We start from the raw sequence: 16257 nt of genomic DNA, 5'->3' as shown, positions 1-16257 counted from the left end.
TTTTAAGTTTATTTTTATTCTTTTAACTTTAATCATTATATTTTAGTTTATTTTTCTTTCTTTTTTTCTTTTAAGATTTCCATTAATTGAAAAGATAATGCAATTTCTTTAACAGGCGTTTGAATAGATGTTATTCTCTTTACATCAAAAGATGGTTCTCTCTCTTTAACCACTTTTAAAAATGCATCATATAACTTCTCTCCATTACCTAGCTTTTCTTTAATTTCTTCACATTCTTCTATATCTAATCCTAAAGTTCCTTTATGTAGTATCATAATTTTCTCCTTTTTATATGCCTTATACAAATATATTACAATATTATACTATTTTATACTGTTTTAATGCAATTTAATCAATTGATAAATAAAATTCTGCAAATAAATTTACTATATAATAATTTATATAGCTCATGATAATAACACTTTTCAAGAAATAAATACCTTATATGTAACATATTAACTTATAATTAATATTATATGTAGTAGTAAACAATATTAGGAGAAATATTATGTTATCAAGAGAGGTTATGTTATCAAGAGAAGAGTTCATAGGAAACTCTTTAGAATTAAATTTATTTTTTCTTAGAATTCAAAAAGAACATGCATTTTTTTTAGAAGCTGGATTTACTCGAAAAGATGTGGATAAAATGATGGAAGCTGCCCAATTGAGAGCACAATTTGATAGATTGTTATGGGAAACCGTAATACTATCAAGAAATACTATTCCATCTCAAGTTATGCGTTCTGGAGAATTTGTTACAGAATTTACATTAGATGCTGAACTTGCTACTGAATATTTTACTGGAATACCTATAAATACTAGCATTACTGAAGTTCAATTGGGATTAATTACAAGTCCTGAGTATAGCTTTCCTGGTATTCTTGAAAACAGAGTTTCTTTTTTAAATAAAAGAGCTATTTATTTTACTTCCCAAATTATAGACTTTCAAAGGAGAATATTAAACGATTTAGCTAATTGTCAAATATTTACTTTTAATTATTCATCACACATTGATCATATGACAAGAGAAGCAGAACTTTATGTTGAGCAATTAACAAGATTACAAAACTATCAAAATATTAATTTGATTGATGATGCTTTAGAGGAAGAAACGTTCTGGGATAGGATTATGTCAGAGCATGCAGCAGTAATTAGAGGATTATTAGATCCAACAGAGAAAGACTTAATAAGTATTTCTGATAGTTTTGCAAAAGCATTTGAAAACCTACTAAATGAAGCTCAGAACACAATGAAAGTTTGCCCTGATGTTTTTAGGCTAACAGAAAAAACTTTAAATTCAACAAGAGATCTTAGAGATTTTAAAGGCGAGCTTACAGGAGGAATATTAGACTGCAATATTAAAAGTATTATATTACCTCTATTAGGAGATCATGTGTTAAGAGAAGCAAATCATTACCTCAGATTATTACAAAAATACTATAGTGAGTTAGAATGTTAACCCATTATAAAAATTAAAATCTTTTTAACATATTCACATATACAAATATAATTCTATAAAATTGATAGTAATTTATAAAATATAATTACTATCAATTTTATTTTTCATTTAATGTTCTGTCTTTAACTAACCTTAAAATTGCTATTTTAAATTTACTTAATAGTAATCTCTATGCTTAATAACGTAAAAGAAAATAACTAGTCAAAGCTAAATCCTATATTTCCATCACACAAGTTGCAAATTTCTATTAAAGTTAAGGGCTATAATGAAATTGTAACAACTAAGTATGAAGAAAATGGACACTAATATTGACTAGCTATTTTAAATATATCTTAAATTTCTATATTTTAAATTGTGAAGTGTATAATTCATAATAAAATCCTTTAGATTCTATTAAATTTTTATGATTTCCACGTTCTATGATTTCACCACTTTTAATTACTATTATTTTACTTGCTTCTTCTATAGTTTTTAATCTATGAGCTATTATAAAACTAGTTCTTCCCTTCATAAGATTATTTAAACCTTCTTGTATTTGAAGCTCTGTTCTTGTATCTATGTTACTAGTAGCTTCATCAAGAACTAATATACTTGGATTTGATAATATAGCTCTTGCAATTGAAATAAGTTGTCTTTGTCCTTGACTTAAATTTTCTCCCTGAGCTGCAACAATTGTATCATATTTATCTGGCAAGTAATCTATGAAAGAATGAGCATTAGCAAGTTTAGCAGCCTCAATAACCTCTTCATCAGTAGCCTCTAATCTTCCATATTTTATATTATCCTTTATTGTACCTGAAAAAAGAAAACTATCTTGAAGTACTACACCTATATTTTCTCTTAAAGAATTAATAGTATAATTTTTAATGTCCAATCCATCGATTTTTATTTCACCACTATTTATATCATAAAAACGTGTTAAAAGATTTATTACAGTAGTTTTTCCAGAACCTGTTGGCCCTACTAAAGCTATACTTTCCCCCGGTTTAGCATTGAGATTTATATTCTTCAGAACCATTTTTTCTTCATTATAACCAAAGGATACATCATTAAAAACTACTTCTCCTTTTAAGGCTTCTATATCTTTAGCATCATTACTATTCACTATATCAGGAACCTCATCCATAATTTTAAATACTCTTTCTCCACCAGCTATAGCAGCTTGAATTGTGTTATATAATGTAGCTAACTGATTGAGCGGCCTTGAAAATTGTCTTGCATAGTTTACAAAGGTAGCGATAACTCCTATGGTAGCTAAGTTTTTTAAAGTTAAAAACCCACCTACTGCAACAACTAAAGCAAAATCTAAATTGTTGACAAAATTCATAAGAGGATTCATTATACCAGAATATATTTCAGCCTTTAAGGAAGCTTCTTTAAGATTATCATTACTAACTTTAAAATTATCAAAGACTTCCTCCTCTTGGCCAAATAAAGCTATTATCTCCTGTCCTCCTATTGTCTCCTCTATAAAACCATTCAATTCTCCTAGTGTTTCTTGCCTCTTTATAAAAGCATCCTTTGTAAATCTACTTAACTTCCTAGTAATAAGAAGTATTACTGGTATTATAATAAATGCTACTATTGCCATAATCCAATTTAAAGAAAGCATAGCAATAGTTACTCCTATAATCGTTAAAACACTTGTTAAAAATTGAATTACACCTTGAGTTAAAGCATTATTTAAATTGTCTATATCATTAGTTACATGACTCATCAATTCACCATGTGGATGGTTATCAAAGAACCTTAAAGATAAGGTTTGAAATTTTGAAAATAAATCTTCTCTAATATTTTTTATAGCTTTTTGAGAAATTATAACCATAATATAGGTTTGAAGCCATGTTAATAGAGAGTTTGAAATATAAACTACTGCCATAATTCCAAGCATTTTTAATGTTCCATTTAAATTTTTATTAATTATGTAATTATCAATGGTAACTCCTATTAAATATGATCCTAAAATTCCTAAAATTGATGTTATTATAATTAATAAAATAACCAATGTTAGTGCCTTTTTTTGTTTACTTAAATATGCCCAAATTCTTTTTATAGTTCCTTTGGCATCTTTTGCTCTCCTTACTTGATCAAATCCACTTGAATTATTAGCCGCATTAACTCGTCTGTTATCAATCTTCATGTGCTACCTCCTTTCCACCTTGAGAAAGGTATATTTCTTTATATATATTACAGTTTTTTAATAATTCACTATGGGTCCCATGTCCTACAAGCTCTCCTTCATCTAATACAAGTATTCTTTCTGCATCAATAATTGAAGAAATTTTTAATGCAATTATAAATGTAGTTGTATCATTAAATTCTCTATCTAATGCCTCTTGAATTATACCTTCTGATCTAGCATCTAAAGCACTTGTTGAATCATCTAAAATAAGTATTCTAGGCTTTCTTACTAAAGCCCTTGTAATAGCTAATCTTTGTTTTTGTCCACCTGAAAGATTAGTTGCCATTTGAGTTAACTCATATTGAAATCCTTGTTCAAAAGTACTTAAAAATTCCATAGCACAAGCTGACTCTGCTGCTCTTCTCATTTCTTTTAATGCTGCATCTTCTTTACCATATTTAATATTGCTTTCTATAGTACCAGAAAATAATAGTGGCTTTTGAGTGGCCATACCAATAGCACTTCTAAGAGAGGAAATTGTTAAATCTCTTATATCCATACCGTCAATTAAAATTCTTCCTTCATCTACATCATATAGTCTAGGAATAAGTTTAACTAAAGTAGATTTACCACTTCCCGTTGAACCTATAATGCCGATTTTTTCTCCTTGATTAGCCTTAAAACTAATATGCTTTAACACCATTTCACCATCATCATTGTAACTGAAAGAAACATCTTGAAATTCAACATCTCCATTGAAATTATCCACTTGTTTTGCATTTTCACTATCTCCAATCTCTGGTTCAGTATCTAAAACTTTCATAATTCTTTCTACTGACGGTACGGATCTTGCTATATGAATAAATATCATAGCTATCATTGTTAATGCCATTAATAATTGAAGAAGATAATTTAAAAATGCTATAATTTGACCAACTTGAATCGTTCCATTATTTACATTAATGGCCCCTAACCATAAGGCAGCAACTATACCAAGGTTTACTACTAGCATAATTACAGGAAGTAGTATAGATATAGATTGAACTGCAGCTGTATTCACCTTTGTCAAATCTTCATTGACCTTATCAAATTTATTTATTTCATATTCTTCTCTTACAAAGGCTTTTACAACTCTAACTCCTGATAAATTTTCTTGCATAGTTGTATTAACTCTATCTAAAGATTCCTGTACTTTTCTAAAAAGCATACTGGCTTTTTTACCTATGATAATTAATGCTATTACTAAGGCAGGAATAACTCCTAAAAGCACTGGTGACAGCTGATAACTATTTATAAATACCATTACTATACTTCCAATAAAAAGTAGTGGAGATCTTACCATAGTCCTAAGCATCATCATTATAGCCATTTGTATATTACTTACGTCAGTAGTTAATATGGTTATTAATTTTCCACTTGAAAACTTATCAATATTTCCTCCTGAAAATCCTTGTATTTTTCCATATAAATCTTTTCTTAAATCAGTAGAAGCATTTATCGCAGCTGTTGTAGAATATTTAATACAAAGTACACCACCAATAAGACCTATAATTGAAACTACCACCATAAGTATCCCCGACCTTACCACATAGTTAAAGTCACTATTTGCTATTCCCACGTCTATCATATTTTGCATTATCTTAGGCTGGTATAAATCCATAATTACTTCTAATACCATAAATAATGGTCCAATAATAGCAAGAAATGTATATGGCTTTAAGTATTTAAGTATTCGTTTTGTATATGCCATACTTTTCTCCTTTCCCTACACAGTTAATTTAAATTATTTATATTCTTTGATTAATTTTTCTTATATATTCATAAATAACATCGCTATATATGAAATTTAAAATATGCTAAAATTATTTTTAATTGTTTAAGTCGTGAATTAAATAATCGAATTAAAATACTTAAAAATCTTATTCAGTAATTTTCAAGTATAAAATTCTTTAAAATAAAAAAAGCGTGACATTAGCCACGCTTTTTTTATTTTTCGCAAATATTTCTTCCCATCAATACTCCCATAACGGAAGCCATCATTAATCCCCTAGTCCATCCACTTGAATCTCCTAAACAGTAAAGCCCCCTTATATTAGTTTCAAAATTTTCATCAATATTAATTTTATTACTATAAAACTTAATTTCCGGTCCATATAATAATGTTTCTCTACTTGCAAATCCTGGTACTACAGTATTCATAGCTTTAATAAAGTTTAATATATTAGTCATAGTTCTATATGGCATTGCAGAAGTTAAATCTCCTGCTTCTGCATCTGGTAAAGTATGTTTAACATTTGATTGGTATAGTTCATGTTCCCATGTTCGCTTTCCATCCAATATGTCACCATATCTTTGAACTAATATTCTACCATTACCTAACATATTAACCAGCTCAGCTACCTTTTTACCGTATTCTATAGGTTCATTAAAAGGCTCTGCAAAGTTATGTGAGCTTAATATAGCTAAGTTTGTGTTTTCTGATTTTTTATCTTTATAAGAATGCCCGTTAACTATAGCCAAATTATTATCATAGTTTTCTTGGCTTACAAACCCTCCTGGATTTTGGCAAAAGGTTCTAACCTTATCATTAAAAGGTGCTGGATATCCTATAAGCTTAGATTCGTAAAGTACATTGTTTACACTTTCCATAACTTCATTTCTAAGCTCTACACGAACTCCAATATCTACAGTTCCAGCAGAATGTTTAATTTCATGTTTAATACACATGTCCTTAAGCCAATCAGCACCTTTTCTTCCTGTTGCCATTATAACTTTATTGCCTAAAACAATTTCTTCATTGTTTTTATTTTTTGAATCAGTTGAAATTATACCTTTAATTTCATCATTTTCAACAACTATATCTTTAACTAAAGTATCAAACCTTATCTCTACTCCTGAATCTAACAAGAAATTTTGTATCTTTAAATATATTTCCTGTGCTTTTTCTGTTCCTAAATGCCTTATTGGGCAGTCAACTAATTTTAATCCGCCTTCTATAGCTTTTCTTCTTATCTCTTTAACTTCTTCAGTATTTCCTATACCTTCTACCTTTGTATCTGCACCAAATTCAAGATAAATACCATCAGTATAATCAATAAATTCTTGTGCCTTATCAGTTCCTATAAGAGTAGGCAAATCCCCTCCTACTTCATAACTTAAAGATAATTTTCCATCGGAAAAAGCGCCAGCTCCTGAAAATCCTGTAGTAATATGACAATATGGTTTACAAGAAACACATTCCTTTGTTTTTTCCTTAGGGCAATATCTTTTATCAATACTTCTTCCTTTTTCAATCACTAAAATTTTTTTATTAGCTTTTTGCCTTACTAATTCTAGTGCTGCAAAAATTCCAGATGGACCTGCTCCTACTATTATTACATCGTACTTCAAAATAATCATCTCCCTTAAAGATTTTCTGTAGAATTTCGTAATAATAATCCTTGCACTTATAGTATAGAACTATTTACGGTAGCTCGGTAGAAACATCTAGCCCATATCGCTAGACTTATATAAGTGAACATTATTATGTTTTTTTCATAAAAAGTTCCATACATTACGAAAGTTTAATATATTTTTCATAAAAAAGCAATAGATTTTATTCTTTTTCACATATTATTATATTAAGTTTTTTGATAAAAATTCTTATGGATATTTAATATTTTAATTAAATCATTTTTATCTACATAAATGTACTAGCTTAATATAATTCACAATTCACAATGTGCAATTCATAATTAAGGTGGAAATTAGTTTTAATCAAGCTAATTTCTTTAACTAGTTTTCCACCTCTGGGGAACTTGTTCAATTGAGAATTGATAATAGACAATGCACAATTATGGTGGAAATTAATTCTTTAACTGATTTTTTGTTATCAATTCTAAGTTTCTTAGCTTCCTCTGAGAAATATTCACAATTGTGAATTGTGAATTAAAAACCCACGTAAGCTCAATCTTATAAAAATGTAAGAAATAATTACACTTTTGTAAGGTTAGAGTCATTTAATAACAGATTGTGTATGCTATACTTATATCATCAATTAACAGGAGGTGTTAAAATGAAAAAATTGATTCCTATTCTTATGATGATATTGATAGTTCCTATGGTATTAACCGGATGTAATGATAGATATAATCCTTTTGCAAGCAAAACTTATTACTATGTAGTAATTGAAGGAGAAGGAACTCCACAAAAAGATGATACGGGTAAGGTTATGGAAAGTAGAGAATATAAATTACCTGCATATGACAAGGAAGGTAAAGAAAAAATTATTACTTTCACAGGTATACAACAACTTCGTGAAGGCGCTTTCTTAAAGCTTACTTTAAAAGGTGAATCAGTAAAAACATATGAAGAAGTTCAAAAAGAAGATATTCCTAAAGAAGCTATAGAAAAAATGAAAATAAAATAGCTATTATCCTTAATATAATAAGCTTTAAATTTATATGATTTTTAGGTTAACTTTTTATAAAACTAGTGTAAATATACTTTTATATTAGTTTATTACATAAACAACTTTGTAAAAGAATTTAGGAGGCATAAGATGAAAAAATTAATTCCAATTTTAATGGTTGTATTGATGGTACCAGCAATTTTAACAGGATGTGATTCAAAATATAATCCATTTGTAAAAAAAGTAGATTATTATGTAATAGTTCAAGGTGAAGGAACTCCGCAAAAAGATGACAAAGGTAAAGAAACTTCATCTAGAGGATACGAATTAACTGGATATGATAAAGATGGTAATGAAAAATCTGTTAAATTTTTAGGAATGAAACAACTTCGTGAAGGTGCTTTCTTAAAAGTAACTTTTAAGAAAGATGAAGCACTTTCATATGAAGAAGTACAAAAAGAAGATATTCCTAAAGCAGCTGCTGAAAAATTAGATATTAAATAATTGTATCAATAAAAAATAAGTGGTAAAGATTAATCTTTATCACTTATTTTTTATATTTAAACTAAAAGTTAATCCTTTAATTTAAAAATATAATATACCTCCAATATGTAGGAATAGTGAGTAAGATTTTCCAGTGTAATTTATTAAAATGTTATATAAGCTTCATTTACATAATACATGTAATGATCTTTAAGATGAATATATAGTGCCTTACATTAATAGTGCATAAAAAATAAATACATTTATTTATCAAAAAACAAAAATTTTATCTTATAAAAACACAAAATTAAATTTAAATCTATATACTGATTGTAGATACTATGATGAAGGAGATATTATTTGGATAAAGGATATGCTAAAACATGTTACAGAACTGCAAATGAAGATTTTAATATTAAAGTTTATTAAGAACTATAGTTATATTGAAATTGCTGAAAATTTAGATATATGTAGACAAGCTATAAATAGAATTAAAATAGGGCTTTACTAACTTTAAAAAAATATTAATTAGATAAGGAGTAAAATATGGAAGGTAAATTAATAGAATTAGCTTCTTCTCATGGTATATGGGCACTTTTAAGTGTGGCACTTATCTTTTATATACTAAAAATGCAAGAAAAAAGAGATTTAAAACAAGAAGAAAGAGAGTCTAAATATCAAGAAATAATCTCTAGTCTTACAGACAAATTAAAATTAATTGAAGATGTAAAAAAAGATATAGAAGATATAAAATCTTATATTATTACTAAAAAGGAATGATATTAAAATATATTATTTTTAGCTAGAACAGTCTATTAACATAAAGACTTTTCTAGACTTAATATCTTTTCATATATTATTTTTATTTAGTTTAATTTAATATTTATAATAAATGTTTACACTTTTGCGAAAATTTCATTCTTATTAATTGGATTTAGTTAATCTAATAAAAAATAAAATATGTGGGGGGTCTATTAAAATGAAAATTTTCGTAAGATTTGGTCATGAAATTTTAACAAATGGTAGCAATACTTCAGCAGTTGGTTATTTAAACGAATATACAGTAATAAGAGAATATGCACCTAAAGTCGTTAAATATCTACAGGATATGGGGCATACAGTAAAAGTCTTTAATCCTGATGAAAGAAAATATTCAAGTTCTAGTTCAGCACTTAGTGCAGGTGTTAGTGAAGCTAATAGTTGGGGGGCAGATTTATTTATTAGCTGTCACGTTAATGCCTATACTACTGATGTTGCTACTGGAAGTGAAGTTTGGTATTATACTGGCTCATCAGCAGCACAGAACTATGCAACTAATATAAGTAGAGAAATCGCTTCTAGATTATCACTTTCAAACCGTGGTGCTAAAGCTTCTACTGGTTTATATGAATTATCTGCTACTAGTATGACTGCAATAATTATTGAACCTTTCTTTGTATCAACTTCTAAAGATTGCAACGCATACAAGAATGCAGGATCAGATAAACTTGCAAGAGCTATAGTTAAAGGATTGACTGGAAAAGAACCTTCTGGAGGGTCGACTGGTGGTGGGACAACCACTTACTATAGAGTTGTAACTGGCTCATATAGTGAAAAAGCTAATGCTGATAGAAGAGTTCAAGATTTAAAATCTGCTGGTATAAATGACGTATTTATAGATTACAATGATGGATATTATAGAGTTATTGCCGGTTCATATACTGTTAGAGCTAATGCTGAAAGCAGAGTTCAACAATTAAAAGCGAAAGGTTTCGATTGTTTTATAGCTGTATATGAGCTTTAAAATTTAATGAAATGGCTGTTGAAAAATCAACAGCCATTTTTTATATAAAAAATAATTTAAGCCTAGATAACTTCTGACTTTTTTCTTTGTAAATTGTACTTATTCTTTAAAGTCGTTGTGGTTAAAGCCCATGAGACTAATACACAAGAAAAGATTTTATCAACTATATTACCTCCAACTCTTGGTATGAATGCTGATGAAAAAATTTTAGATCCAGAACTTTTAAGTATTGTAAAGAATATATCATTAACTGATCCTGTAACACCACCATAAACATAGACAACTATTGGTGTTCCCACTAAAGGACATGCAATTGATAAAATTATTCCAGTTATAACTGCTGTTTTTATATTAAACTTAAATTTCTTAGCAATTAGTCCTACAATTAATCCAACCATAGCATTAACAATAAAAAACGGAATATCTTTTGGATTTCCTGAAAGTATTGGACTTAGTATATTTGAAACAGCCCCTACCATAAAACCATAAAATGGGCCAAATAATGTTGCACTTAATATAGTTCCTATAGTATCTAAAAATACTAACGGAATTTTTAAAAATTGTACTAAAGTTCCTAAAACAATATTTATAGCTACAGATAATGCACTTATAGCTAAAATAAATGACTTACTTTGTTTCAATTTTATCCCCCCAATGAAGTATAAATTTACTAACCTATACTAATACTAAATAAAACAGAAATGTAAATATATATAATTACAAATCAATTATATATACTCTGAAATATAAAGTACAATTGAAAGTAATAATCAATAATACCTCATCTATTTGAAACAAAAATATTATTTATACAATTAAGTACAAAAATTTCTAAATATATAAAAATGGCGAACAATGTTCGCCACTAAAAAAATCTATTTAAAGAAATTAATTCGTAAAGAATTAATATCCACTTTAATTGTGAATTATTCATTGACTAAGTTCTCCATAGGTGGAAACTAGCCATAAAATTGCTAATAAGAAAGTTATTTTAATAATTAAATATATAAATCCATTAATATTTCATCATCAAAATTACCATTTATATTGAAGTAATTTTTATGAAGTCCAACTTTTACAAATCCAAGCTTCTCATACATTTTAATTGCTTTAATGTTGCTTGCTCTAACGCCAAGGCTTATATTTTTTATCCTTCCACTTTCTTTTGCAAACTTTATTATCTCTTCCATTACAGCACTACCAATTCCATTTCTCCAATAATCTTTTTTAACAGAAATAGAAACTTCACTATTATGAGCTATTCTTTTTCTGTTAGAACTAGTAATTTGTGCAATACTAACAATATTATTATCTATAATTCCCAAAATCATAAGTGAATTAGATGCATTATTTATATTTTTAATATGTTCTCTTTCCTGCTCAACAGTAAGATGAAATTCGTCCTTACCAAATAGTAAATTATCACTTTCTCCACCAACAGTATTAATGTACTCAATCATTCTTTCAGCATCCTCTATCATAGGTTTTCTTAATACTAATTCTTGGTCGTTTTTTAATTGTATTTTCTTTAAAATATAATTTAATAAATCTGTATTCATAAATATCCCCCTTTATTCAATTGAGAATTGACTATTGACAATGGACAATTATCGTTACTTCTCTTTTATAAGAGAAGTCTTCAATTGGTTTGTTTTTTGAAGTTATGAAGTAACTTCTTATAAAAAATTAATAATTATGCTACTAGTAAAAAATTAGCTTAATTAAAACTAATTTCAACATCAATTGTCAATTATCCTTTATCAATTTTCCATTGATTAAGCTGCTCCCCAGAGGTGAAAAACTAACAATTACGTTCCTTATTTTATGAAATTATATTCTTACCAATATATGATTTATATCATCACTAACCTTAATTCTTTCATCATAAACCCATTCTTCATCAAAATTTAAATTAAAAGCCTTAGAAAATGAGTAATATAAATTTATTTTTTGATAATAAGCTTCTAACTCATACAAATCTTTAAATTTATATGTAGGTTTTGTAATCTTTTTACTCTTAGAAATAAATATTTCATCCATATAATAAAGAAAACAATTCATAATATCTTTATTGCTCACATCAAAAGGTATCTTTAAAAGTTTCCATTGAATTACTTCATCTAATTTATAATTTTTAATGCTATCTAAAACAATTAAATATTCTCCTATATCCATCTTTCTATAATAGGGTATAGTTTCTTCTATAGTACTCCATAATGCTAATTTCTCTCTTAAAGGTAAGGTTTTAATTTTTAAAATTTCTTCACTTGGTCCTAAAACTGCTGACTCTATAAGCTCATCCTTTATTTCTAAATTATCATTAATAAACCTTTGGGTATTACCATAAGAAGCTACGAATCCCTCATTATAAATTCCCTTTCTTCCAGCTCTTCCTGCAATTTGTTTTACTTCTTGAGAATTTAAATATCTTACTTCATTTCCATCAAACTTTTTAATTTCCATAAACACTATTCTTCTTATAGGTAAATTTACTCCCATACCAATAGCATCAGTAGATACTAGCATACTACTTTCGCCATTTATAAATTGTTCATACTGCTTCCTTCTAACCTCCGGCGGTAAATCTCCATATATCATACTTGACTTTATCCCTAAGTTTGAATAAAGACTTCCCAATTCTAACACTCTTTTTTTAGAAAATACAACTAAAGCGTCTCCTTGTTTAACATCTTTACAGGAAAATTGCTTATATTCCATGATAAGTGGTATATCTCTTTTATATTCTTTTATTTCATATTCTTCTCCACAATCTTCCAATATATCTATTAATAGCTCTTTTGAGTTTATAGCACCACAAATATGTATTTCCTTACAGTTTAATGCTAATAACGCTCTAGTCCATGAAGCTCCTCTCTGATCATCATTTATCATTTGAATTTCATCTATTATAGCTATTTCGTATTCTTCATTTATATTTAATTTCTCTATGGTACAAGAAATATGTGTAGCTCCTTCAATTATAATTTCTTCTTCACCAGTTATTAAATTGCATTTAACTCCCTCTTTATTGAGTCTTTCATAATTTTCTAAAGCAAGTATTCTTAGTGGAGAAAGATAAATACCTTTTGAATACTTTTTAAGTCTTTGTATTGAATTATAAGTTTTTCCCGTATTTGTTTCACCAAGATGGAGATAAAATTTTCTTTTAAGTTTTCTTACTTCTTTATATTCATCCTTAGGATTTAAAGGGAAAAGCTCCTCGAACTCCTTAGCCACTATTTTAGGAATATGATCCGTAATAAGAAGTCCCATAACTCCTGATTTAAGGTATGAACTTTCTTTCTCTTTTACTATATCTTTAAAATTAAAATCTGTATTATTTTTATAATTATAATCCTGTAAAAGCTTTTGCGACGCATAATTTAATAATTCTAGGTATTTATTATAAATTGTTTTATATTCTTTAACATCTGATCCCTTGTATTCATTTAACATTCTAAGTTTTTTTCTTATAGCTGCTTCATGTTCCCATAGATTATAAGATTTGCTATGTTTTACTATATTCTCAATATGATTAAACTCACTTTTTATCTTCTTAAAATTTCTTTCTGCTGCTTTATTTTTCATAAGTTCTAACTACACCGTCCTTTTATTGGATTCTATTGTAGTTTGCTCTTATTAAGATAAATCCATGTACAATATATCCTTTAATATTTGACATATATGTTTATATAACGATATCCTTAAATCATTTCAACTCATAACTTATTTCAATTCACAGTTCACAATACAAAATTCACAATTGTGGATATTTCTCAGCAATTGCTGAGAAATTTATAATTAATTTATTTTAAAATAACACAGTCACATTAAATAAAAAACTAGCAAATATATTGCTAGTTAAAGATTAGTTGAATAAATTAGTTTGATTAAAACTAATTCTCTGTTAATTTATTTTATTATATCTTGGAATTCTCCATTTATAACACTTAAAAGATTGTCTGGAGATATCTCTATTTGCGTTCCTATTTTTCCACCGCTTACAACAATTTTTTCTATATCTTTAGCAGTAGAGTCTATAAACGTTTTATAACTTTTTTTCATTCCTATTGGTGAACATCCTCCTCTTATGTAGCCAGTTAATTTCAATATATTATTAACATGTATCATTTCAACCTTTTTCTCTCCAGCTGCTTTGGATGCTTTTTTTAAGTCTAATTCTTCTTTAACAGGTATTACAAAAACATAGATTTCTTTACTGCTCCCTTGAGTTACTAATGTCTTATATACAACAGATACATCCTTGCCAATCTTCGCTGCTACAGAAATACCATCTATTTTGCCATCCTTATTATCATAAGTTATAATTCCATATTCTATATTTTTTTGGTCTAAAATTCTCATTGCATTTGTTTTCGCTTGTGCCATAATTTAACCTCTTTTCGTAAATATATATTACTGCATAAATTATATCTATAAATGCCAGTTTTTCTTATATATCATTATAAACATATCTTTATTATAATATATAATTTTATAAAAATATAATTTCTTTGAAAGATAGTTAATTTCTCATAATACAAAAATACACCTCCAAATGTTATAGGTGTCTAACATTTGAGGTGCACTTTAATTTTTTAATTATTATATATTAAATTAAAATTAACTTCTTCACCTAATAGCCCGTACTTAATTATCTCTTCTATACTTACTCCATTATAACTTTCATTCATGTTTGAAAACTTCTTTTTTAAATTATCAAAAAGCTTTATCATATATCTTCTTCTATAAGGAAAATATTTTTCTATTTCTTTAAAATAACTTTTACTATATAAATTCTTATTTGCTGCTATAGCAAAGTATATTAATTGTAAGCAATTCTTTTTTATTAACTGTTTTATCTCCTTTATATTTTTACATTGAAAACATTCTACACCATCTATCAAGTTAATAGTAAAATTTATTAGTCCATTAGTTATGTTGTCTAAATCCCACTTTTCCGCTAACTGAGATATTATAGTCATATGATTATTTTCTAAATCTTCTGTTGCATCTTGTAAGTCATCGCATATTTGAAGAAGTATTCCATATCCATAACAAAATCTTGCTTCTTCATAACTTAGTTTCCCTTTAACTAAGTAACCATCAGCTAAAACAGAGCTTCCACCCTTTTCTATTGATATACCTAAAATATCGATTTCGTAAGGTGATGTTCTCTTTCCTTGCTGAATCATACTCTTTACTTGACCATTATAAATATATATTAAGCTTTGAAATGCTTCAGGATAAGTTTCTCTATCGAAAGTATTTTCAATTTTTGATACTAAATCAAATACTTTCTTTTCATATTCATTATTTGGCTCAATTAACCTACCTTTTAATCTTTTTTCTAGTCTTTTGTTAGTATTTATTTTTTCTTCTTTTGATATTTGGGGATTATCTAAATAATTATCTGTATAGGGATATAACATGCTATATCCAAATATTGAGTCAGTAAATGCTATTTTCATCCCAAATAACATTTGAAGTATATTCATTATCCATACATTTCTCATGGCTTGACCTATATCTTCTGTGGAAATATTGCTGTCAAAAGCTTTTGCTGCATTTATAAAGTCCTCTGTACTTTTCAGTAATTCTCTATCCAATAAAATTTCCTTATCTTTACTATTAATTAATGGAGATTTATTTATAAACTCTTCTATTATATTATTAAATCTATCTCTCCATTGCCTCTTCTTTGTATCTTCATTAGGAAAACTTTCTATTACCTTTATAATTTCGTTAATAAACTTATCTGTCTGTTTTTCCATTTTTATTTTTTCAAAATAACTGACCTTTCCATATAACTTTGGAAAATCTTTATTTGTGTTCCACCAAATATTTTTATATAAATCATTTAACCCCAATCTGTCTTTTGTCATTAAATTCATATTCTCCCTCATAAATTATTACCCCTAAAAACAACTTAAGCAATGAATAATTGAGAATGGACAATTGACAATTTATGTTGAAATTAATTTCTTTAATTGATTTTTTACTAGCAATTATATCGTTAA

The 16257-nt window shown here is 27.3% G+C and carries 15 protein-coding genes and 1 riboswitch; of the genes, 6 read left to right on the top strand and 9 right to left on the bottom strand.

Features of this window, described 5'->3' with window-relative positions:
- Positions 1–47: 47 nt before the first annotated feature.
- Complete coding sequence (locus tag ACY1IQ_RS04810) at positions 48–275, bottom strand: hypothetical protein (protein ID WP_461612894.1); 228 nt, start codon at positions 273–275, stop codon at positions 48–50.
- A gap of 233 nt (positions 276–508) precedes the next feature.
- Between ACY1IQ_RS04810 and ACY1IQ_RS04805 the strand changes: the two genes are divergently transcribed.
- Positions 509–1459: a DUF2935 domain-containing protein gene (locus ACY1IQ_RS04805; protein ID WP_461612893.1), complete on the top strand. Its 951-nt coding sequence runs from the start codon at positions 509–511 to the stop codon at positions 1457–1459.
- 340 nt (positions 1460–1799) lie between these two features.
- On the opposite strand, the gene ACY1IQ_RS04800 is transcribed toward ACY1IQ_RS04805, so the two are convergent.
- The 3 genes from ACY1IQ_RS04800 to ACY1IQ_RS04790 form a co-directional block, all read right to left on the bottom strand.
- Entirely contained in the window at positions 1800–3599 is a 1800-nt protein-coding gene (locus ACY1IQ_RS04800) for an ABC transporter ATP-binding protein (RefSeq protein ID WP_461612892.1), read from the bottom strand.
- Positions 3589–5331: an ABC transporter ATP-binding protein gene (locus tag ACY1IQ_RS04795; protein ID WP_461612891.1), complete on the bottom strand. Its 1743-nt coding sequence runs from the start codon at positions 5329–5331 to the stop codon at positions 3589–3591. The genes ACY1IQ_RS04800 and ACY1IQ_RS04795 overlap by 11 nt, the downstream gene beginning before the upstream one ends.
- Positions 5332–5567: 236 nt before the next feature.
- Positions 5568–6971, bottom strand: a complete 1404-nt coding sequence (locus tag ACY1IQ_RS04790; protein WP_461612890.1) for an NAD(P)/FAD-dependent oxidoreductase — start codon at positions 6969–6971, stop codon at positions 5568–5570.
- Positions 6972–7010: 39 nt separating this feature from the next.
- Positions 7011–7114: riboswitch (purine riboswitch) on the bottom strand.
- Positions 7115–7635: 521 nt separating this feature from the next.
- On the opposite strand from ACY1IQ_RS04790, the gene ACY1IQ_RS04785 reads away from it, so the two are divergent.
- The 5 genes from ACY1IQ_RS04785 to ACY1IQ_RS04765 all read left to right on the top strand — a co-directional run bounded on the left by ACY1IQ_RS04785 (position 7636) and on the right by ACY1IQ_RS04765 (position 10237).
- Positions 7636–7989 carry a YxeA family protein gene (locus tag ACY1IQ_RS04785; RefSeq protein WP_461612889.1) on the top strand — a complete coding sequence of 118 codons (354 nt, stop codon included), beginning with the start codon at positions 7636–7638 and terminating at the stop codon, positions 7987–7989.
- 132 nt (positions 7990–8121) lie between these two features.
- On the top strand, positions 8122–8475 hold the full coding sequence (locus ACY1IQ_RS04780; protein WP_461612888.1) for a YxeA family protein: 354 nt from the start codon (positions 8122–8124) through the stop codon (positions 8473–8475).
- A 352-nt stretch (positions 8476–8827) separates the two neighbouring features.
- Entirely contained in the window at positions 8828–8965 is a 138-nt protein-coding gene (locus ACY1IQ_RS04775; protein ID WP_461612887.1) for a sigma factor-like helix-turn-helix DNA-binding protein, read from the top strand.
- A 35-nt stretch (positions 8966–9000) separates the two neighbouring features.
- The gene (locus ACY1IQ_RS04770) at positions 9001–9234 is read left to right on the top strand and encodes a BhlA/UviB family holin-like peptide (protein WP_039630791.1); all 234 of its coding nucleotides are present in this window, start codon (positions 9001–9003) and stop codon (positions 9232–9234) included.
- A gap of 199 nt (positions 9235–9433) precedes the next feature.
- Positions 9434–10237, top strand: coding sequence for an N-acetylmuramoyl-L-alanine amidase (locus ACY1IQ_RS04765; protein ID WP_461612886.1), 804 nt, complete (start codon positions 9434–9436; stop codon positions 10235–10237).
- 62 nt (positions 10238–10299) lie between these two features.
- On the opposite strand, the gene ACY1IQ_RS04760 is transcribed toward ACY1IQ_RS04765, so the two are convergent.
- The 5 genes from ACY1IQ_RS04760 to ACY1IQ_RS04740 all read right to left on the bottom strand — a co-directional run bounded on the left by ACY1IQ_RS04760 (position 10300) and on the right by ACY1IQ_RS04740 (position 16143).
- Positions 10300–10878, bottom strand: coding sequence for a CD3073 family putative ECF transporter S component (locus ACY1IQ_RS04760; RefSeq protein WP_461612885.1), 579 nt, complete (start codon positions 10876–10878; stop codon positions 10300–10302).
- A gap of 357 nt (positions 10879–11235) precedes the next feature.
- Positions 11236–11796, bottom strand: a complete 561-nt coding sequence (locus ACY1IQ_RS04755) for a GNAT family N-acetyltransferase (protein WP_461612884.1) — start codon at positions 11794–11796, stop codon at positions 11236–11238.
- A 271-nt stretch (positions 11797–12067) separates the two neighbouring features.
- Positions 12068–13825, bottom strand: coding sequence for a helicase-related protein (locus ACY1IQ_RS04750; RefSeq protein ID WP_461612883.1), 1758 nt, complete (start codon positions 13823–13825; stop codon positions 12068–12070).
- 324 nt (positions 13826–14149) lie between these two features.
- Positions 14150–14626, bottom strand: a complete 477-nt coding sequence (gene ybaK / locus ACY1IQ_RS04745; RefSeq protein ID WP_461612882.1) for a Cys-tRNA(Pro) deacylase — start codon at positions 14624–14626, stop codon at positions 14150–14152.
- Positions 14627–14835: 209 nt separating this feature from the next.
- Positions 14836–16143 carry a class 1 isoprenoid biosynthesis enzyme gene (locus ACY1IQ_RS04740; RefSeq protein WP_461612881.1) on the bottom strand — a complete coding sequence of 436 codons (1308 nt, stop codon included), beginning with the start codon at positions 16141–16143 and terminating at the stop codon, positions 14836–14838.
- Positions 16144–16257: the final 114 nt, after the last annotated feature.

Source organism: Clostridium sp. Marseille-QA1073 (genome assembly GCF_054863625.1).
This window is presented reverse-complemented; position numbering and strand designations above follow the sequence as displayed.